The following is a 19281-nucleotide window of genomic DNA, read 5'->3' on the forward strand; positions in this document are numbered from 1 at the left end:
GAAAGTGGCGGGCAGTCTAGGACTGCGTTTGCGCGACGCCTAGGCGCGGCGGTTGAACTGATTGTTCAAATGCCTGAACAATGAGGCCATGGATCATTCGAAGATCGAAGGCCTGTGGGCCCATGTGCACTGGCTCACCGTGTTGGCCGAGCAGGGCAGCTACACCGCCGCCGCGCGTCGCCTGGGCGTGAGCAAGGCGGGCATGAGCCAGCGCATCGCCGAGCTGGAGCGAGAGGCTGGCGTGCCGCTGGTGCAGCGCACCACCCGCAGCGTGCGGCTGACCGAGGCCGGCCAGCGGCTGGTGGAGGAGACGCGCAGCGCGTTCGACGCCATCGCCCAGAGCTTCGCCGGCGTGCGCGATCTGGCCGGCTTGCCCCGCGGCCGCCTGCGGGTGACGGCGCCGGTGGCGCTGGCCCGCCAGCAACTGGTGCCGCGGCTGGCCGACTTCCTGCGCGCCCATCCCGAGGTGCGCATCGAGCTGGAGCTCTCCGACCGCCTGAGCGCCCTGGCCATGGAAGGTTTCGACCTCGCGATCCGGCACAGCGCCGCCCCGCCCGACACGCACGTGGCCTGGCCCCTGTGCCAGACCCGCAGCCTGCTGGTGGCCAGTCGCGCCTACCTGCGCCAGCGCGGGGAGCCGGGCGAACCGGCGGACCTGGGCGGGCATGACTGCCTGTACTACCCGCGCCAGGATCAGCCCGCCTGGCATTTCCTGCCCCGACCGGCGGCGGCCGGCACCGAGCGCATCACGGTGCCGGTGGCCGGCCCCTTTGCGGCCAACAACAGCGAGGCCCTGCGCGACGCTGCCGCCGCGGGCCTGGGCATCGCGCTCCTGCCCGACTTCAGCGCCCAGGAGGGCCTGCGCAGCGGCCGGCTGGTTGAGGTGCTGCCTGCCTGGCAGCCGGTGGGTGCCTTCGCGGAGCAGCTGTTCGCCATCCGCCCCTACGCGCCGCATGTGCCGCGTGCGGTCGCGGCCTTCGTCGCCTGGCTGCGGGAAGCCTTCGCGGATGGCTTCTCGGTGCAGCTCGCGCCGCCGAGTCCCGCCGGCTGAACGGCCGGAACGGGGTGTACGTCGCCAGGGTGCCTGGGCATCGTGCTTGCTGGGCTTGTGGGAGTCGCCTCACCGTCGATCGGGCCCGGCGCGGTCATGCGTCAGTGGCAGGTCAGCGGGTAGCATTCGCCGATTGCCCGCCGACCGTCCATGGCCTGGGCAAACCGCCACCGAATGCCTTCCTCCTCTATCCAGCCTCCGAGCGACGATGCTTGGCCACGCGTGGACCGCGCCCAGGCCGAGGAGCATGGTCCGTGGGCGCCCACCGGGCGGTGGACGGTGCTGGCCTTCTCCTCGCGCGAGCAGTGGCTGGCGCTGGAGCGCTGCCTGGACGATGCGGCCGGCTCCGGAGGCGGCTGGGATCTGCGCGGCATCGAGCAACTCGACCATGTGGGCGCGCAGATCCTGTGGAACCACTGGGGCCGCCAGTGGCCCGCGCAACTCCAGCTCAGCGATTCGCAGAAAGCCGTGCTCGACCAGGTGGCGCAGTACACCGTGCCGCTGCCCCCGCCCGCCGCGCAGGGCTGGGCCACCTGGCCGGCCCGTGTGCTGGCGCAGGGGCCGGCGTTGCTGCGCCTGGGCCGTCAGACCCTGCTGTTGGTCGGCCAGCTGGCGCTGGACCTGCTGCGGCTGGTACGCGCACCGCAGCGCGGACCCTGGCGTGACTTCTCCGGGCACCTCTACCGCATCGGCGCCACGGCGCTGCCGATCACGGCGCTGGTCGGCCTGCTGATCGGCGTGGTGCTGGCCTACCTGATGTCGAACCAGCTGCGCAACTACGGCGCGGAATCCTTCGTGGTGAACATCCTGGGCCTGTCCATCCTGCGCGAACTGGGCCCGGTGCTGGCCGCGGTGCTGGTGGCGGGCCGCTCCGGCTCGGCCATCACGGCGCAGATCGGCGTCATGCGCGTGACCGAGGAGCTGGACGCCATGCGCGTCATGGGCATCCCGCCCGGCTACCGCCTGGTCATGCCGCGCGTGCTGGCCCTGGCCGTGGTGATGCCGCTGGTGGCGCTGTGGACCTCGTTGTCGGCGCTGGCGGGCGGCATGTTCGCCGCCTGGTCCGCGCTGGACATCGCCCCCGTGTTCTTCATGCAGCAGCTCCCGCGTGCGGTGCCCTTCGTCAACCTGTACATCGCGCTGGCCAAGTCGGCGGTCTTCGGCGTGATGATTGCCCTCATCGCCTGCCACCACGGCCTGCGGGTGGAGCCCAACACCGAGAGCCTGGGCCGTCGCACGACCGCCTCGGTGGTGGCGGCGATCACCATGGTGATCCTGGTCGATGCCATGTTCGCGCTGCTGTTCCGCGGGGTGGGCTTCCGATGATCCACCGCTTGCAAGACGGCGACAGCGTGGTCGAGATCCGCGGCCTGTGGACGGAATTTCCGCGCGGGCGCGGCCAAGTGCAGGTGGTGCACCGCGACCTGGATCTGGACATCCGGCGCGGCGAGATCCTCTCGCTGGTGGGCGGCTCGGGCACGGGCAAGACGGTGCTGCTGCGCCAGATCCTGGGCCTGCAGGCACCCACGCGTGGCACGGTGCGGGTGCTGGGTGCGCCGCCCGCGGAACTGAGTGCGCGCGGCGCTGCGGCCGTGGGCATGCTGTTCCAGCACGGTGCGCTGTTCTCGGCCTTCAGCGTGCTGGAGAACATCGCCTTTCCGCTGCGCGAACTCAAGCTGCTTCCCGACGAGCTGATCCGCGATGCGGCGCTGGTCAAGCTGCAGATGGTGGGCCTGGGCCCCGAGCATGCGCACAAGATGCCGGCCAACCTCTCGGGCGGCATGATCAAGCGCGTGGCCCTGGCGCGGGCGCTCATCATGGACCCGCCGCTGCTGCTGCTCGACGAGCCCACCGCCGGGCTGGACCCGGCGGCCTCGGACAGTTTCTGCGAGCTGCTGCGCGGCCTGCACCGCGAGCTGGGCCTGACGGTGGTGATGGTCACCCATGACCTGGACACGCTGTTCGACCTGTCCACCCGCATCGCCGTGCTGGCCGACCAGCGCGTGATCGCCCTGGGCAGCGCCCGGGAGGTGATGGCGGTGGACCATCCCTTCATCCGCGAGTATTTCCTGGGCGGACGCGGCCATCGCGCCGCGCTCGCCCTGCCATCCTGAATGGGAAGAGGAACACCATGGAAAACAAATCCCATGCCCTGGCCGCCGGCGCCTTCGTCTTCGGCATGCTGGCCCTGCTGGTGGCGCTGGTGCTCTGGTTCACCCGCGACAGCACGGTGCGCAACACCTACGAGCTGAGCACGCGCGACGCGGTCAGCGGCCTGCAGCCGCAGGCGGCGGTGCGTTACCGCGGCATCATGGTCGGCAAGGTGGCGAGCATCGACTTCGACCCCGACAAGCGCGGCAACGTGCGGGTGCGCCTGGCCATCGACGAGCGGGTGCCGCTCACGAAGTCCACCTTCGCCAGCCTGAGCTACCAGGGCGTGACGGGCCTGGCGTTCGTGGCGCTGGACGACAAGGGCGAATCGCAGGAGCCGCTGCTGCCCAACAACGACGACCCGCCGCAGATCCCGCTGCGCCCGTCCATGTTCTCGCAGCTGCAGGGCCGCGGGGAGGCGATCCTGAACCAGGTGGAAGAGGCCACGCGCCGCGCCAACGCCCTGCTGAGCGACCAGAACCAGCAGCGCATCGCCCAGGCGCTGGAGAACATCGCGCAGGTCACGGCCCATGCCAACGACCTCACCCGCACGCTCGACCATACCTTGCGCACGCGGGTCGATCCGGCCCTTGCCGCCATTCCGCCGCTGGCGCAGACGGTGCGCGGCACTGCGCAGAACTTCGGCCAGGCGGCGCAGTCGCTCAACGCCACGCTGCAGCGCCTCAATGCCGAGGACGGCGCGCTGGCCCGACTGGGCAGCGGCACGGCCGCGCTGCAGCAGACGCTGGAGTCGGTCAATGCCACCACGTTGCCTCGCCTGAACCGCGCGGCCGACGACACCTCGCTGGCGGCACGCCGTCTCGGCCGCGTGGCCGACACCATTGCCGACAGCCCGCAATCGCTGATCTATGGCACGGGCGTGCCGGCGCCCGGCCCGGGCGAGCCCGGCTTCGTGGCGCCGGTGCCTGCGGCTGCGGGCCGTTGAAGAGAAGGAGCGCTTCCATGTCCAGCCCGATTCACCGTCGTTCCCTGTCCGATGTCGCCCTCGTGCCGCGTCGCAACCGCGCTTCCGAGCCACAAGGCCCTGGCGCCGGGATCACACGTCGCGCGAGCGCCGCCTGCCACGCACTGCTCGCTGCCGTGGCGTTGGCCTTGACCGCCTGCAGCGCGCTGCCCGACAAGCCTCAGCGCAGCATCAGCTACGACTTTGGCCCCGGCCCGTTGGCTCCTGCCGTGACGGCATCCGCAGCCACGGCCGCACTGCCACCGATCACGCTGGCCGACCTGGATACGTCTGCTTCGCGCCTGGAAGGCACGGCCCTCAACTACCGGCTGGGTTACGAGGACGCGCAGGCGCTGCGGCCCTACGCCACCGCGCGCTGGACGCAGCCGCCGCTGCAGCTCTTCCGCCAGCGGCTGCGCGATGCCCTCGCCGAGCAGCGCACCGTGCTCGGGACGCTCGAAGCCGGCAACCTGGCGCGCGAGGGCCGCAGCAGCGAAGTGCTGCGCATCTCGCTGGACGAATTCAGCCATTACTTTGCGTCGCCCGCTGCCAGCAGCGGCCTGGTGCGGGTGCGCGCCACGCTGTTGTCGCTGTCGCCCACGGGCGAGCGGGTGCTGGGTCAGCGTGTGTTCGTCGTGCAGAAGCCGTCCGCCACCGCCGATGCGGCCGGTGGCGCCAAGGCCCTGGCGTCGGCCAGCGACGAGGTGATCGCGGACATGGTCCGCTGGGTCAACAGCCGTCGCTGATCAGGGCGCGGCGCGGGCCAGGACGGGGAACAGCTTGCCCAGCCCGTCGGCCATTACCTCCACCGCCAGTGCGGCCAGGATCAGGCCCATCAGCCGCGTCATCACGTTGATGCCGGTCTTGCCCAGCACGCGCGCGATGGGTTCCGCCATCAGCAGCGCCAGCAGCGTGGCCAGGGCAATGACCGCGCCGTAGCCCACCAGCACCAGCATCTGCCACCAGTGCTGCACCTTCTCGGCATAGATCACCATGGTCGACATCGTCGCCGGCCCGGTCAGCAGCGGAATGGTCAGCGGCACCACGGCGATGGAGGCGCCCAGCGAGGCCTTCACTTCCGTGGCACGGATCTCTTCCTTGCTGGTCTTGGCCTCGGCCGGCTGCGCGTTGAGCATGTTCAGCGCGCTCATCAGCAGCAGCATGCCGCCGCCCACCTGGAAGCTCGCGATCGAGATGCCGAAGAAGGACAGCAACTGCAGACCGATCAGCGCGCTCACGGCGATCACCACGAAGGCGCTGAAGGCCGCCACGCGCGCGGTGCGCTCGCGCATGCGGTCGCTGTAGCCCTGCGTGTAGTGGATGAAGAAGGGCACGATCGCCAGCGGATTCACGATGGCCAGCAGCGTGATCAGTGGCTTGATCAGGTCCATCGAGTGGCCCATGCCGGTCATCCTTCAGCGCCCGCCCGTCACGTCCAGCAGGGCGCCGGTGGTGTAGCTGGCTTCGGGCGACAGCAGCCACAACACGGCAGCGGCGATCTCGTCGGCCGTGCCCACGCGCTGCATCGGCACGGTGCCTGCGAGCTGGAAGGCCCGGTCGGGCAGGCCGCCGGAAGCGTGGATCTCGGTGTCGATCAACCCTGGCCGCACTGCATTGACCCGCACACCCTCGGCCGCCACCTCGCGCGCCAGGCCCAGCGTCATGGTGTCGATGGCGGCCTTGCTGGCGGCGTAGTCCACGTAAAGGCCGGGCGAGCCCAGGCGCGCCGCCGCGCTGCTGAGATTGACGATGCCGCCGCCGCTGCCGCCGTGGCGCGTGCTCATGCGCCGCACGGCCTCGCGTGCGCACAGGAAGCTGCCGGTCACGTTGATGCGGAACATGCGTTCCAGCCGCGCACCCTGCATCTCGTCGACGCGGGCCTGGACGTCCACCACGCCGGCGTTGTTGACGAGCCCGGTCAGCCGGCCGAACTTGGCGTCGACCTGACGGAACATGGCCTCGATCTGGGCTTCGTCGCCCACGTCGGCCCGCACCGCCATGGCGCGACCGCCTGCCTCGCGGATGCGACGCACCACCTCGTCGGCCGCCAGCGACTGGCTGGCGTAGTTGACCGCCACCGCCCAGCCGCGGCGGCCCGCTTCGAGCGCGACGGCGGCACCGATGCCGCGGCTCGCGCCGGTGACCAAGAGCACTCCGGATTCCAAGGTCGACTCCTTCTCTGACGACGGGGTTCGAGGATTCGGGTGAAACTCGCGCCCGGCCGCTGGTGGCGGCGCGCCGCTGGTGCCTGCCGGCGGCCTGACGCCTGACCGGCCGGACCTGTCCAACCCCCCCCCCGTTTGTACCCAAAGGAGCAGACCCCATGGGCCAATTCATCGACCTGACCGCCAAGGATGGCTTCACCTTCCCCGCCTACGTGGCCGAACCCGCCGGCACGCCCAAGGGCGCCGTCGTGGTGGTGCAGGAAATCTTCGGCGTGAACTCGCACATCCGCTCCGTCGCCGACGGCTATGCCGCCGAGGGCTATCTGGCCGTGGCGCCTGCCACCTTCCACCGCGTCAAGCAGGGCGTGGAGCTGGGCTACACGGATGAGGACATGAAGGCCGGCTTCGAGCTCAAGACGGCCGTCGAAGCACTGCCCGCGCCCGGCGTGCTGCAGGACATCCAGGCCGCCATCGAATACGCCGGCCGGGCCGGCAAGGTGGGTCTGGTGGGCTACTGCTGGGGCGGCCTGCTGACCTGGCGCGGCGCCAGCGAACTGGCCGGCCTGTCGGCCGCGGTGCCGTACTACGGTGGCGGCATGACCGCGCCCGAGGAGTCGGCCCGCCAGCCCAAGGTGCCGGTGATGGCCCATTTCGGCAAGCAGGACCACTGGATCCCGCTGGAGACCGTGGAAGCCTTCAAGAAGGCGCATCCCGAGGTGGAAGTGCACATCTACGAGGCCAACCACGGCTTCAACTGCGACCAGCGCGGCTCGTACGACGCGCCATCGGCCAAGCTGGCGCGTGAGCGCACGCTGGCCTTCTTCGCCAAGCACGTCGGCTGACGCGCGCGGAAGCGGGCCCTCCGAGGCCGCTTCCGCCGATGGTCCACAGCTGGCTGGGGGCGGCCGCCGTCAGGCAGCCGCAGAGGCGACGGGGGCGGCCGGGTTCGCGGTCTTGTCGGTGGCCTTGCCTTCGGCCTCTTTCTGCAGGGCCTGGCACTGCGCCTGCCGCTTGGCGTAGTTGCTCTTGGGGCCGATGCGCGATTCCAGGAAGTCCAGCAGCGCCCGCAGGGCCGCGCTGTTGTGGCGCCGCTGGAGGTAGGCCGCGGACAGCCACATGTCCTTTCGGCTGAATTCGCCCAGCACGGGCACCAGTTCGCCGTGGTCCAGGTGCGGCTGCACCACCAGGGCCGGCACGTAGATCACGCCCAGTCCTCGCATGGCCACGTGGATCAGCGGTCCGGCCTCGGACGCCTCCATCCGGCTCTTGACCGGCACGTCGATCTTGCGCCCCCGCTCTTCGAAGCGCCAAGTGGGGTCGATGCCTTGCCGCACCAGCGTCAGCGCGGTGTGCTCGGCCAGTTCCTCGGGTCGCTTCGGCATGCCATGCTTGCGCCAGTACACAGGTGAGGCGCACACCACCATCTGCATGCACAGCAGGCGGCGCACGATCAGGTTCTCGTCCTCGATGGGCCCGAAGCGCAGCCCCACGTCGATGCCCTCCTCGGCCAGGTCGACCTGGTTGGTCAACTGCAGCGAGATGTTGACGTCGGGGTAGTAGCCCAGGAACTCGGCCAGCAGGTTCGGCAGGTCGCCACTGGCCATGCCAACCGGGGCGGCGATGCGCAGCCGTCCGCGCGGCTGGTTGGCCCGTTCCTGCAGCTCGACCTGGGTGAGTTCCACCATCTCCATCACCGGCTGGCTGCGCTCCAGCAGTAACGAGCCGGCATCCGTCAGGCTGACCGAGCGGGTGGAGCGGTTGAGCAGGCGGACGCCGAAGCGCGTCTCCAGCTCCGCCACGTACTTGCTGGCCGTGGCCTTGGACAGGCCCAGCCGCTTGGCCGCCTTGGAGAAGCTGCCCTGCATCGCGACTTCGCGGAAGGTGCGGAGGAGATCGAGGCTGTCCATGGCGCGTGCGGAGTGGGTACGAAGAAGCGGCCATCATTGTTTCAAATACGCGAACAGCGTGGTTCTCGACAGGCCGGGTTTCTACGGAGTCGTAACGACACAATTCGTTCCACGGGCTCAGCGATTTGCGGGTCCGGCGGACGAAAGCAAGGCGCCACAGGGTGTGAGTGCTTCCAAAAAAGGAGCTTCGTTCGCGTTCCGTCAAATGTCAGGAGTTGAACCATGAACGCATCGAAGATCCTCGCCGCCGCCGCACTGTCCTTCGTCGCCATCGCCGGCGCCCAGGCCGAAACCTACGAAGGCGTGCAAGCGCCGGTGTCGGCCCTCAGCCGCACCGACGTCCAGGCCCAGGCCGTTGCTGCCGCCCAGGCCGCCAACCAGAACGTGGTGCGCGGCTCGCGCGGCGCCGAAACCGTGGCCGTGTCGCAACCCCGTGCCACCGTGCAGGCCGAAGCCGTGCGCGCCGCCTACGCGCCCGACCAGAACGTGAGCAGCGGTTCGCGTTTCAACAGCAAGGTCGTCTCGACGCTGGCCAACCCGGTCGATGCCGCTGCCCGCAGCACCGGCGCCAGCAAGTTCTAAGACTCCCAGGACAGGCTTGCCGCCCCCGCGGCAGGCTGCTTCCACCGAAGGGCCGGATGCGCGATGAGCGTGTCCGGCCCTTCGGCGTTGGGGTGCGCTGCCTTGCTCAGTGCGTGGTGCGCGCGAGGTAGCGCTTGCGCCAGAACACGACCACCAGCGCTGCGGCAATCAGCACCATCGCCACCAGCGCCACCCAGAAGCCGTCGGCCGCATGCACCAGCGGGATGAACTCGAAGTTCATGCCGAAGATGCCGGCGATCAGGTTCAGCGGCAGGAAGACGGCGGTCAGCACGGTGAGCACCCGCATGATGTCGTTGGTGCGGTGGCTCTGGACGTTGAAGTGCAGCTGCACCGCCAGTTCGGCGTTCTGCTCCAGCCGCCGCACATGGCGCACGACGCGCTCGATGTGTTCCAGGACGTCGCGGCTGCGCACCAGCAGCAGTTCGTGATCGCGGCGTGCGCCGGCCTCGTCGGGCACCGGGAGCGCCTCCAGCGTGTCGATCCAGTCCTGCACGGCCGTCTGCTGGTCTTCGCAGATCTCGTCCAGGTGATGCAGGCCCTGGCGTGCCTGCATCAAGGCCCCCCAGTTGGTGAAGCGCGTCTTGGGATCGATCAGCTCGGCCTGCCAATGGTCCAGCTGGCGCGTGAGCTCGCGGCGCAGGGCCAGGTAGCCGTCCACGATCTGGTTGGCGACGCGCAGCATCAGGTCGGCGGGGCCGGCGGGCAGACGGCTGGAGACCGCGCGCACGTCCAGCGGCTGGGCGTCGGCCGTCATCAGGCGTTCGGCCACGGCATCGCGCACGCTTCCGTCCTCGGGATGCACGGTCAGCAGAAGGCGCTCGAAGACGACGAAGCCCACGGGCCGCGTGTCGATGTGGCGCAGCACCGGCGGGCCGCTGCGCAGGGCCGGCGCTGCCGTCTCGGGTGTGGCTTCGCCCGGCGGGGCACTGGCCAGCCGGCGCAGGACCAGCACGTCGTAGGCCGACGTCGCGTCGTAGTGCGAAGGCAGGTGCTCGTTGAGCAGGTCGCTCACATGCAGGTCGACCAGCCGCACGCCGGTGAGGGCCTGCAGCCAGGTCTGCAACGGGGGCAGGGCCTCGCGCAGTTCGGCCCGGGTGACCGAGAGCCAGTAGAAGTGCCCGGGCGCCGGCGGCTCGGGCAGCGTGTGCGCGGAACAGGGCGGCAACTCGCGCGCCTGCACGCTGTTGATGTCGAGGACCCGCATCGCAGCGCTGTCGCCGACGCCCTCAGGCCGCGCGCAGCAGCCGCGCGGCGTCGAGGGCGAAGTAGGTCAGCACGCCGTCGGCCCCTGCGCGCTTGAAGGCCAGCAGGCTCTCCATCATCACCGCGTCGTGGTCCAGCCAGCCGTTCTGGGCGGCGGCCTTGAGCATGGCGTATTCGCCGCTGACCTGGTAGGCGAAGGTGGGGACACGGAAGGTCTCCTTGACCCGGCGCACGACATCCAGGTAGGGCATGCCGGGCTTGACCATCACCATGTCGGCGCCCTCGGCGATGTCCATGGCCACCTCGCGCAGGGCCTCGTCGGTGTTGGCTGGGTCCATCTGGTAGGTGTACTTGTTGCCCTTGCCCAGGTTGCCAGCGCTGCCGACGGCACTGCGGAAGGGGCCGTAGAAGGCGCTGGCGTACTTGGCGCTGTAGGCCATGATGCGCGTGTGGATGAAGCCGTTGGCCTCCAGCGCCGAGCGGATGGCGCCGATGCGGCCGTCCATCATGTCGCTGGGCGAGAGGATGTCCACGCCCGCGGCCGCGTGCGCGAGCGACTGCTTGATGAGGGCCTCGATGGTCTCGTCGTTGAGGATGTAGCCGCTGTCGTCGATCAGCCCGTCCTGCCCGTGCGTGGTGTAGGGGTCCAGCGCCTGGTCCGTCATCACGCCCAGTTCAGGAAAGCGCGACTTCAGCGCCCGGATGGCGCGCGGGATGATGCCGTTCTCGTCCCAGGCGATGGCGCCGTCGGCGGTCTTGGCCGTGGGATCGGGCACGCCGAACAGGTCGAGCACCGGCACGTCCAGTTCGAGGGCCTCCTCGCCGACGCGCAGCAGCTCGTCGATCGAGACGCGCTCCACGCCGGGCATCGAGGGCACGGGTGCGCGCCCGGTTTGCTCGTGCACGAACACGGGGTAGATGAAGTCGTGCGCCGTGAGCACGTTCTCACGCACCAGGTTGCGGGAAAAGCCGTCGCGGCGCAGACGGCGCGGGCGTCCGGCGGGGTAGGGGGCGTGGAAGGTCATCCGAAAATTGTGCCCCAGGCCTGCGCCGCCCTGGTGGGGCGGGCAAGGAGCGTCAGGATGAGGCTCTTTTTCTTACTACTCAACCAGATGGTAAAAAAACTTGATCAAATGTTGAAGAAGGCCGGCAATCTTGTTAGATTCCCTGTTGAGCGGCTTGCCGCTCCCCGCTTTTCCTCCCTGAGCGGGTGCCTTGATGTGTGACAGCAAAAGGGCTTCCCAGCCCGGCGTAAAGACGCCGGGCTTTTTTTTGTCCGCGGCCCTGCCAAGCCGGGGCTCCGTACACTGCGCCGATGCTTTGGGTGAAGTCCTTTCACATCGTCTTCGTGGCCAGTTGGTTCGCGGGCCTGTTCTACCTGCCGCGTATCTTCGTCAACCTGGCGATGGTGCCCGCCTCCTCGGTGGCCGAACGCGCGCGCCTGCTGCTGATGGCGCGCAAGCTGCTGCGCTTCACCACCTTGCTGGCGGTGCCGGCGCTGGGTTTCGGAGCCTGGCTTTGGCTCGGCTACGGCATCGGCGGCGGTTGGCTGCATGCCAAGCTGGCGCTGGTGCTGGTGGTCATCGGCTACCACCATGTGTGCGCGCGCCTGCTGCGTCGCTTCGAGGCCGACACCAACCGCCTGGGTCACCGCTGGTTCCGCTGGTTCAACGAACTGCCGGTGCTGCTGCTGCTGGCCATCGTGGTGCTGGCCGTGGTCAAGCCCTTCTGAGCGGCCGGCCCGGTGACGGCCGCAGCGCGCAAGACGACGGCACTTCCGCTGGCGCTGGCCTATGCGGCGCTGATCGTCTATGCGAGCCTCTATCCCTTCGACCAGTGGCGTGATCAGGGCATCGCGCCCTGGGCCTTCCTGAGCGCGCCCTGGCCCAAGTACTGGACCGGCTTCGACCTCGGCATCAACGTCGCGGGTTACGTGCCCTTCGGCTTTCTCGTGGCCACGGCTGTGCTGCGCGGTGGCGTGGCCACCGGCGGCTGGACGGCCACCGGCCGCGCCTTCGTGGCCGGACTGCTGCTGTCGCTGGTCATGGAGACGCTGCAGAGCTACCTGCCTTCGCGCATTCCCTCCAACGTGGACCTGAGCTTGAACGCCGTGGGCGCGCTGCTTGGCGCGCTGATCGCTGCGGCGCTGGTCAGGCTCGGCCTGCTGGAGCGGTGGAGCCGATTGCGCGAAGCCTGGTTCATCGACGAAGCCCGGGGGGCGCTGGTGCTGCTGGCGCTGTGGCCCGCCGCCTTGCTCTTTCCGGCCGCCGTGCCCTTCGGGCTGGGGCAGGTGTTCGAGCGGCTGGAGGCGGCCGTGGCCGACTGGCTGGTGGACACGCCCTTCCTCGACTGGCTGCCCATGCGCGAATTCGAGCTCGAACCGCTGGTGCCTGCGGCGGAGATGCTGTGCGCCATGCTGGGGCTGCTCGTGCCCTGCCTGTTGGCGTTTTCCATCACGCGTTCGCGTCCGGCCCGGTTGCTGATGCTCGCCATCGTCGCGGTGGCGGGCGTGGGTGCCAGCGCGCTCTCCGCTGCGCTGAGCTATGGGCCGGAGCATGCCTGGGCCTGGCTGAGCCTGCCTGTCCAGGTGGGCATCGGCCTCGCCCTTCTGCTGGCTGGGGGGCTGGTCGCCGCGCGCCGGCGCCTGACCATGGGCCTGATGCTGCTCGCGCTGGGCCTGCATCTGGGCCTGCTCAACCAGGCGCCCGAAAGTGCCTACTTCGCGCAGACGCTGGCCACCTGGGAGCAGGGCCGATTCATCCGCTTTCATGGCCTGGCGCAATGGCTGGGCTGGCTCTGGCCTTTTGCTGCCATGGGCTATTCGCTCCACGCCCTGAGCCGGCGAGGCCGCTCCTAGAATCGCCCGACCATGCCGCAGTACTACGCCCGCCACATCTTCTTCTGTCTGAACGAGCGCAAGGCTGGCGAAGACTCCTGCGCCCTGCACGACGCGCAGTCGGCCTTCGACCACTGCAAGTCCCGGGTCAAGAAGGAGGGCCTGGCCGGGCCGGGCAGGGTCCGCGTCAACAAGGCGGGGTGCCTCGACCGCTGCGCCGGCGGCCCGGTGGCGGTGGTCTATCCCGAAGGCACTTGGTACAGCTTCGTGGACAAGGCCGACATCGACGAGATCGTCGACTCCCACCTCAAGCGCGGCGAGGTGGTGGAGCGCCTCGTGCTTCCCCCTGACGTGGGGCGCTGAACCGACCCTGCATCGGCCGCCTGTTCCTCTTCCGCCCGGGGCTGTGCGTCTGCCGGCCGGGCCCGATTGCTCACATGAATGCACAGACCGAACGACTGAGTCTTGCCGGCGTCGCCGGTGCCATCGAGGTGCTGCGCGACCGCGGTGCCGAGGGTGTCCCGGATGCCGGTGTCGCCGTGATCGCCCATCCGCATCCGCTCTTCGGCGGGACGATGGACAACAAGGTGGTCCAGACCCTGGCCCGGGCCTTCGTGGCCTGCGGCTACACGGCCATCCGCTTCAACTTCCGTGGTGTGGGTGGCAGTGCCGGCGTGCACGACGAGGGGCGGGGGGAAACCGATGACTTCCTGCAGGTCGTGCGGGAACTGGCGCCGCAAGGGCGGCTCGCGATCGCCGGCTTCTCCTTCGGGGCTTTCGTGGCCAGCCAGGCCGCAGCCCGGCTCGACGGCGAGCGCGACATCCGCCGGCTGGTCCTTGTCGGCACAGCCGCCTCGCGCTTCCAGGTCGCGACCCTGCCGGTGGCGCTGCACGAGCGCACGCTGGTCGTGCACGGCGAGCAGGACGACACCGTGCCGCTCGCTGCGGTCATGGACTGGGCGCGCCCGCAGGCGCTGCCGATAACGGTGGTGCCCGGGGGCGGGCATTTCTTTCACGGACAATTGCCGTTGCTGAAGTCGCTGGTGGTGCGGCATCTGTCGTCTGCAGACTGAGATGTGAACCAATCGGCCTGTGCCGTGTCATGAAGACGGGCGGGCCGTTTCCATGCCGAGGGCCGTCGTCGGCGACGGCCGTGATGCGCCCTGGTGCGGCGACATGGCCCGCCGGACCGACCGCCCACACCTTCCCGCCCTTCGTTTCCTTCGTCTTCGGACGCTTCCCATTTCCAACGCATGATCCGTTTTCTTCGATCGCTGGTTCTCGTCGTGGCCGCCACGGTGAGCACGCTGGCCGGAGCCCAGGCTCCCATCCCGCCCGAAATCGCTGCCAAAAGCTATCTGCTGCTGGACGTGACGGCCAACCAGATCCTGGCCGAGAAGGACATCGATTCGCCGGTCGAGCCGGCCTCGCTCACCAAGCTGATGACGGCCTACCTGGTCTTCGACGCGCTGAAGGCCAAGAAGATCAGCCTGACCCAGACCCTGCCGGTGAGCACGCGCGCCTGGAAGATGCCCGGCTCGCGCATGTTCATCGACCCCAAGATGCAGGTGCCAGTGGACGACCTGATCAAGGGCATGATCGTCCAGTCGGGCAACGATGCCACCATGGCGCTTGCCGAGGGCGTGGGCGGTTCGGCTGAGAACTTCGTGCGGCTCATGAACGAGCAGGCGAAGGCGCTGGGCATGAAGAACACCGGCTATCGCAACCCCGAAGGCCTGACCGCGCCCGGCCACACCACCACCGCGCGCGACCTGAGCATCCTGGCGACGCGGCTGATGAAGGACTTCCCGGAGTACCTGCACTACTACTCGATCAAGAAGTACCGTTACCCGGGCACGCCGGCCTCCAACGACACCAACCGAAATCTGCTGCTGTTCCGCGATCCGTCGGTGGACGGCCTGAAGACCGGCCACACCGAAGCCGCCGGCTATTGCATGATCGTCACGGCCAAGCGCGACTTCCCCAACCTAGCGGGCGGCCGGCGGCTGCTGTCCATCGTGCTGGGCACGAACAGCGAGAACGCCCGTGCCAACGAGTCGCAGAAGCTGGTGAACTGGGGCTACACGGCCTATGACGCCGTCAAGTTGTTCGATGGCGGCCAGCCCGTCGCCACGCCGGCGGTCTGGAAGGGCAAGGAAAACACGCTTAAGCTCGGCCGTCCTGAGCCGATCGTCGTGGCCGTGCCGTCTGGCTCCGCGAACAAGGTCAAGACCGAGGTGGTGCGTCCGGATCCGCTAGTCGCGCCCTTCACGAAGAACCAAGTGGTCGGCCGGCTGAAGATCTCCCTGGTGGACCAGCCGGTGACCGAGGTGCCGCTGCTGGCGTTGGAGCCTGTCGAGCAGGCGGGTGTCCTGGGCCGGGCCTGGGATGCGATCCGCCTCTGGATCAAGTAACCCGCCTCGCACGCAGCGCCGGCCGGAGTTTCGGCGCCCCGGCGCGCCAAGGTGCCTGTTAATGTGGGTTTGAACGTCCGGCTCGGGCAGGATGCCCTGCTCCCGCAGGTTGCCAGCCTTCGCGGGCCGCGCTAGAATCGAGGGCTTTTCGGAATTTTCCGAAGGGGTTCACGTTTTTGTCGTTTTCCCGCCGGTTTTTCGAGCCGGTCTGCCTGTCACGGGGCTTCAGGGGATTTTTGGGACCATTTATCCATGCCAACCATCAACCAACTGGTGCGCCAGGGTCGCGAGGTCGAGAAGACCAAGTCGAAGAGCCCGGCCATGCAGAACTCGCCGCAACGTCGCGGTGTCTGCACCCGCGTCTACACCACGACGCCCAAGAAGCCGAACTCCGCACTGCGCAAGGTCGCCAAGGTGCGCCTGACCAACGGCTTCGAAGTCATTTCCTACATCGGCGGCGAAGGCCACAACCTGCAGGAGCACTCGGTGGTGCTCGTGCGCGGCGGCCGTGTGAAGGATCTGCCCGGTGTGCGCTACCACATCGTGCGCGGCTCGCTTGACCTGCAAGGCGTCAAGGACCGCAAGCAGTCCCGCTCCAAGTACGGCGCGAAGCGTCCCAAGAAGGCCTGATCGTCTTCCTGATCTGCGGATCATTCGGTGTTCGGCAGCCTTGGCGGGCCGTCCGGACGTAGTGACCCCAAGCGCAGAGGTCTGTGCGGGTCGAGTAAGTGAGAGTCCTGCTGGCTCTCGCGGCAGTGCCGGAAGGCGGTGCCAACTGAAGCAAAGAGGTTTGAAACATGCCACGTCGTCGCGAAGTCCCCAAACGTGAAATCCTGCCGGATCCCAAGTTCGGCAATGTCGAGCTGTCGAAGTTCATGAACGTGATCATGGAAGGCGGCAAGAAGGCGGTTGCCGAGCGCATCATCTACGGTGCCCTCGACACCATCGAAAAGAAGAGCGGCAAGGATCCGCTCGAAATCTTCACCACGGCCATCAACAACGTGAAGCCGATGGTCGAAGTGAAGTCGCGCCGCGTCGGTGGCGCGAACTACCAGGTGCCCGTCGAAGTGCGTCCCGTGCGCCGTCTGGCCCTGTCGATGCGCTGGCTCAAGGAAGCCGCCCGCAAGCGCGGCGAGAAGTCGATGGCCATGCGCCTGGCCAACGAGCTGCTCGAGGCCACCGAAGGCCGTGGCGGTGCGATGAAGAAGCGCGACGAAGTGCACCGCATGGCCGAGGCCAACAAGGCCTTCAGCCACTTCCGCTTCTGATTTTCGTCCCCATATCTCAGAGGCTTGGAGCCCGACCCGCCGCAACCGGCGGGCGGGCTCTATGCCGTTAAAGGAGTTTTCTCATGGCACGCAAGACCCCCATCGAGCGCTACCGCAACATCGGTATCTCGGCCCACATCGACGCCGGCAAGACCACCACGACCGAGCGCATCCTGTTCTACACCGGCGTGAACCACAAGATCGGCGAAGTGCACGATGGCGCGGCGACCATGGACTGGATGGAGCAGGAGCAGGAGCGCGGCATCACGATCACGTCGGCGGCCACCACCTGCTTCTGGAAGGGCATGGACATGTCCTATCCGGAGCACCGCTTCAACATCATCGACACCCCCGGCCACGTGGACTTCACCATCGAGGTGGAGCGTTCCATGCGCGTGCTCGACGGCGCCTGCATGGTGTATTGCGCCGTGGGCGGCGTGCAGCCCCAGTCGGAAACCGTCTGGCGCCAGGCCAACAAGTACAAGGTGCCCCGTCTCGCGTTCGTCAACAAGATGGACCGTACCGGCGCCAACTTCTTCAAGGTCTATGACCAGATGAAGCTGCGCCTGAAGGCGAACCCCGTGCCCGTCGTGATCCCGATCGGCGCCGAGGACAACTTCAAGGGCGTGGTCGACCTGCTGAAGATGAAGGCCATCCTCTGGGACGAAGCCTCCCAGGGCATGAAGTTCGAGTACCAGGACATCCCGGCCGACCTCGTCGCCTCCGCCAAGGAATGGCGCGAGAAGATGGTCGAGGCCGCGGCTGAGGCCAACGAAGAGCTGATGAACAAGTACCTGGAAGAGGGTGACCTCTCCGAGGACGAGATCAAGCTCGCCCTGCGCCAGCGCACCATCGCCACCGAAATCCAGCCGATGCTGTGCGGCACCGCGTTCAAGAACAAGGGTGTGCAGCGCATGCTGGACGCCGTGATCGACTACCTGCCGTCGCCCGTGGACATTCCCCCGGTCGCCGGCACGGACGAGGACGAGCAGGAAACCAGCCGCAAGGCTGACGACAGCGAGAAGTTCTCCGCCCTGGCGTTCAAGCTGATGACCGACCCCTTCGTCGGCCAGCTGACCTTCGTGCGTGTGTACTCGGGTGTGCTCTCCAAGGGCGACACCGTCTACAACCCCGTCAAGGGCAAGAAGGAGCGCATCGGCCGTATCGTGCAGATGCACGCCAACGAGCGCCTGGAAGTGGAAGAAATCCGCGCCGGCGACATCGCCGCCTGCGTGGGCCTGAAGGACGTGACCACGGGTGAGACCCTGTGCGATCCCGATTCCATCGTGACGCTGGAGCGCATGGTCTTCCCCGAGCCTGTGATCTCGCAGGCCGTGGAGCCCAAGACCAAGGCCGATCAGGAAAAGATGGGCCTGGCGCTGCAACGCCTGGCGTCGGAAGATCCGTCGTTCCGCGTGCGCACCGACGAAGAGTCCGGCCAGACGATCATCTCGGGCATGGGCGAACTGCACCTCGAAATCATCGTGGACCGCATGAAGCGCGAGTTCGGCGTGGAAGCCAACGTGGGCAAGCCCCAGGTGGCCTACCGCGAAACCGTGCGCAAGTCGGTGTCCGACGTCGAAGGCAAGTTTGTTCGCCAGTCGGGCGGCAAGGGCCAGTACGGTCACGTGGTGTTCCGCCTGGAGCCCAACGAAGCCGGCAAGGGCTTCGAGTTCATGGACGAGATCAAGGGCGGCGTGGTGCCGCGCGAGTACATCCCGGCCGTGGAAAAGGGTGTGATCGAAGCGCTGAACACTGGTGTGCTTGCCGGCTTCCCGGTGGTGGACGTCAAGGTCGCACTGACCTTCGGTTCGTACCACGACGTGGACTCGTCCGAGCAGGCGTTCAAGATGGCCGCCATCTTCGGCTTCAAGGAAGCGGCCCGTAAGGCCAGCCCCGTCATCCTCGAGCCGATGATGGCCGTGGAAGTCGAGACGCCCGAAGACTACGCCGGCAACGTGATGGGCGACCTGTCGTCCCGTCGCGGCATGGTGCAGGGCATGGACGACATGGTCGGCGGCGGCAAGGTCATCAAGGCCGAAGTCCCGCTGTCCGAAATGTTCGGCTACTCGACCACCCTGCGCTCGATGTCGCAAGGCCGTGCCACGTACACGATGGAGTTCAAGCACTACGCCGAAGCTCCGCGCAACGTGTCCGAAGCCATCGTCGCTGCCCGCGCGAAGTAAGTCCGCCCCAGCCTCTGCGGACTTCGTCCGCGCCGGCAACCCCCTTCCGGGGGGCGCACTCTGCGGCTTTGCAAAGCCAGTTCCGCGAGTGCTGCCGGTATGGCCTGCTCCACGGCCCCTCGATCAAAAGAGGCCATGGGCGGGCCAGGGCCCCTCATCTGTCTGCGACCGCATGCCCTTCGTTGCCCGTGGCGAAGGATCAAGCAATGCGGTGCAGACGTAAAACCACCACACGGGCATTGCTCTTTTTGGAGTTGAGAAATGGCAAAAGGTAAGTTCGAACGCACCAAGCCGCACGTGAACGTGGGCACCATCGGTCACGTGGACCATGGCAAGACGACCCTGACGGCGGCCATCGCCACGGTGCTGTCGGCCAAGTTCGGCGGCGAAGCCAAGAAGTACGACGAAATCGACGCGGCGCCCGAAGAAAAGGCGCGTGGCATCACGATCAACACCGCCCACGTCGAGTACGAGACGGCCAACCGCCACTACGCGCACGTTGACTGCCCCGGCCACGCCGACTACGTCAAGAA

Annotated in this window: 21 protein-coding genes; 16 read left to right on the plus strand and 5 right to left on the minus strand. The window is 68.0% G+C overall.

Annotated elements, in window-relative coordinates; all coding sequences use genetic code 11:
- Positions 1–88 precede the first annotated feature (88 nt).
- The 5 genes from ABIC63_RS17870 (at position 89) to ABIC63_RS17890 (ending at position 4912) form a co-directional block, all read left to right on the plus strand.
- Positions 89–1051: a LysR family transcriptional regulator gene (locus ABIC63_RS17870; protein ID WP_354320770.1), complete on the plus strand. Its 963-nt coding sequence runs from the start codon at positions 89–91 to the stop codon at positions 1049–1051.
- A 174-nt stretch (positions 1052–1225) separates the two neighbouring features.
- Positions 1226–2377, plus strand: a complete 1152-nt coding sequence (locus ABIC63_RS17875; RefSeq protein WP_354320771.1) for an MlaE family ABC transporter permease — start codon at positions 1226–1228, stop codon at positions 2375–2377.
- Positions 2374–3165, plus strand: coding sequence for an ABC transporter ATP-binding protein (locus tag ABIC63_RS17880; protein ID WP_354320772.1), 792 nt, complete (start codon positions 2374–2376; stop codon positions 3163–3165). Before ABIC63_RS17875 ends, ABIC63_RS17880 begins: the two co-directional genes overlap by 4 nt.
- A gap of 17 nt (positions 3166–3182) precedes the next feature.
- Positions 3183–4148: an MlaD family protein gene (locus tag ABIC63_RS17885; protein ID WP_354320773.1), complete on the plus strand. Its 966-nt coding sequence runs from the start codon at positions 3183–3185 to the stop codon at positions 4146–4148.
- Positions 4149–4315: 167 nt separating this feature from the next.
- A complete protein-coding gene (locus ABIC63_RS17890) occupies positions 4316–4912 on the plus strand; it encodes an ABC-type transport auxiliary lipoprotein family protein (RefSeq protein WP_354320774.1) in 597 nt (198 codons plus the stop codon).
- Here ABIC63_RS17890 and ABIC63_RS17895 read toward each other — a convergent pair whose 3' ends face one another.
- Both ABIC63_RS17895 and ABIC63_RS17900 read right to left on the minus strand, forming a co-directional pair.
- A complete protein-coding gene (locus ABIC63_RS17895) occupies positions 4913–5569 on the minus strand; it encodes a MarC family protein (RefSeq protein WP_476348729.1) in 657 nt (218 codons plus the stop codon).
- A gap of 12 nt (positions 5570–5581) precedes the next feature.
- Positions 5582–6331 (minus strand): SDR family oxidoreductase, encoded by a 750-nt coding sequence (locus ABIC63_RS17900; protein WP_354320775.1) that lies wholly within the window; start codon positions 6329–6331, stop codon positions 5582–5584.
- 158 nt (positions 6332–6489) lie between these two features.
- Between ABIC63_RS17900 and ABIC63_RS17905 the strand changes: the two genes are divergently transcribed.
- A complete protein-coding gene (locus ABIC63_RS17905; RefSeq protein ID WP_354320776.1) occupies positions 6490–7173 on the plus strand; it encodes a dienelactone hydrolase family protein in 684 nt (227 codons plus the stop codon).
- Positions 7174–7242: 69 nt separating this feature from the next.
- Here the strand turns inward: ABIC63_RS17905 and ABIC63_RS17910 are convergent, their stop codons facing one another.
- Positions 7243–8238, minus strand: a complete 996-nt coding sequence (locus ABIC63_RS17910; protein ID WP_294366727.1) for a LysR family transcriptional regulator — start codon at positions 8236–8238, stop codon at positions 7243–7245.
- A 222-nt stretch (positions 8239–8460) separates the two neighbouring features.
- Here ABIC63_RS17910 and ABIC63_RS17915 point away from each other — a divergent pair, with 222 nt between their 5' ends.
- Complete coding sequence (locus ABIC63_RS17915) at positions 8461–8820, plus strand: DUF4148 domain-containing protein (RefSeq protein WP_294366729.1); 360 nt, start codon at positions 8461–8463, stop codon at positions 8818–8820.
- Between the two features lie 106 nt (positions 8821–8926).
- Here the strand turns inward: ABIC63_RS17915 and ABIC63_RS17920 are convergent, their stop codons facing one another.
- Together ABIC63_RS17920 and hemB are read right to left on the minus strand one after the other, a co-directional pair.
- Positions 8927–10045: a magnesium transporter CorA family protein gene (locus ABIC63_RS17920; protein WP_294366731.1), complete on the minus strand. Its 1119-nt coding sequence runs from the start codon at positions 10043–10045 to the stop codon at positions 8927–8929.
- 22 nt (positions 10046–10067) lie between these two features.
- Positions 10068–11069: a porphobilinogen synthase gene (gene hemB, locus ABIC63_RS17925; RefSeq protein ID WP_354320777.1), complete on the minus strand. Its 1002-nt coding sequence runs from the start codon at positions 11067–11069 to the stop codon at positions 10068–10070.
- A gap of 290 nt (positions 11070–11359) precedes the next feature.
- Here hemB and ABIC63_RS17930 point away from each other — a divergent pair, with 290 nt between their 5' ends.
- The 9 genes from ABIC63_RS17930 to ABIC63_RS17970 all read left to right on the plus strand — a co-directional run.
- Positions 11360–11776, plus strand: coding sequence for a CopD family protein (locus ABIC63_RS17930; RefSeq protein ID WP_017759699.1), 417 nt, complete (start codon positions 11360–11362; stop codon positions 11774–11776).
- 12 nt (positions 11777–11788) lie between these two features.
- On the plus strand, positions 11789–12901 hold the full coding sequence (locus ABIC63_RS17935; protein WP_354320778.1) for a VanZ family protein: 1113 nt from the start codon (positions 11789–11791) through the stop codon (positions 12899–12901).
- Between the two features lie 12 nt (positions 12902–12913).
- Complete coding sequence (locus ABIC63_RS17940) at positions 12914–13243, plus strand: (2Fe-2S) ferredoxin domain-containing protein (protein WP_354320779.1); 330 nt, start codon at positions 12914–12916, stop codon at positions 13241–13243.
- 74 nt (positions 13244–13317) lie between these two features.
- Positions 13318–13953: an alpha/beta hydrolase gene (locus ABIC63_RS17945; RefSeq protein ID WP_294366740.1), complete on the plus strand. Its 636-nt coding sequence runs from the start codon at positions 13318–13320 to the stop codon at positions 13951–13953.
- 180 nt (positions 13954–14133) lie between these two features.
- Positions 14134–15294, plus strand: a complete 1161-nt coding sequence (locus ABIC63_RS17950; protein ID WP_294366741.1) for a D-alanyl-D-alanine carboxypeptidase family protein — start codon at positions 14134–14136, stop codon at positions 15292–15294.
- Between the two features lie 252 nt (positions 15295–15546).
- Positions 15547–15924, plus strand: coding sequence for a 30S ribosomal protein S12 (gene rpsL, locus ABIC63_RS17955; RefSeq protein WP_017759704.1), 378 nt, complete (start codon positions 15547–15549; stop codon positions 15922–15924).
- Positions 15925–16091: 167 nt separating this feature from the next.
- Positions 16092–16562, plus strand: a complete 471-nt coding sequence (gene rpsG / locus ABIC63_RS17960; protein WP_017759705.1) for a 30S ribosomal protein S7 — start codon at positions 16092–16094, stop codon at positions 16560–16562.
- A gap of 83 nt (positions 16563–16645) precedes the next feature.
- Entirely contained in the window at positions 16646–18748 is a 2103-nt protein-coding gene (gene fusA, locus ABIC63_RS17965) for an elongation factor G (RefSeq protein WP_354320780.1), read from the plus strand.
- 261 nt (positions 18749–19009) lie between these two features.
- Positions 19010–19281, plus strand: a 272-nt coding sequence (locus tag ABIC63_RS17970; protein WP_354320781.1) for a GTP-binding protein, incomplete at its 3' end; no start/stop codon positions are given.

It is taken from the genome of Pseudacidovorax sp. 1753, assembly GCF_040544975.1.
Classification (GTDB): domain Bacteria; phylum Pseudomonadota; class Gammaproteobacteria; order Burkholderiales; family Burkholderiaceae_C; genus Xenophilus.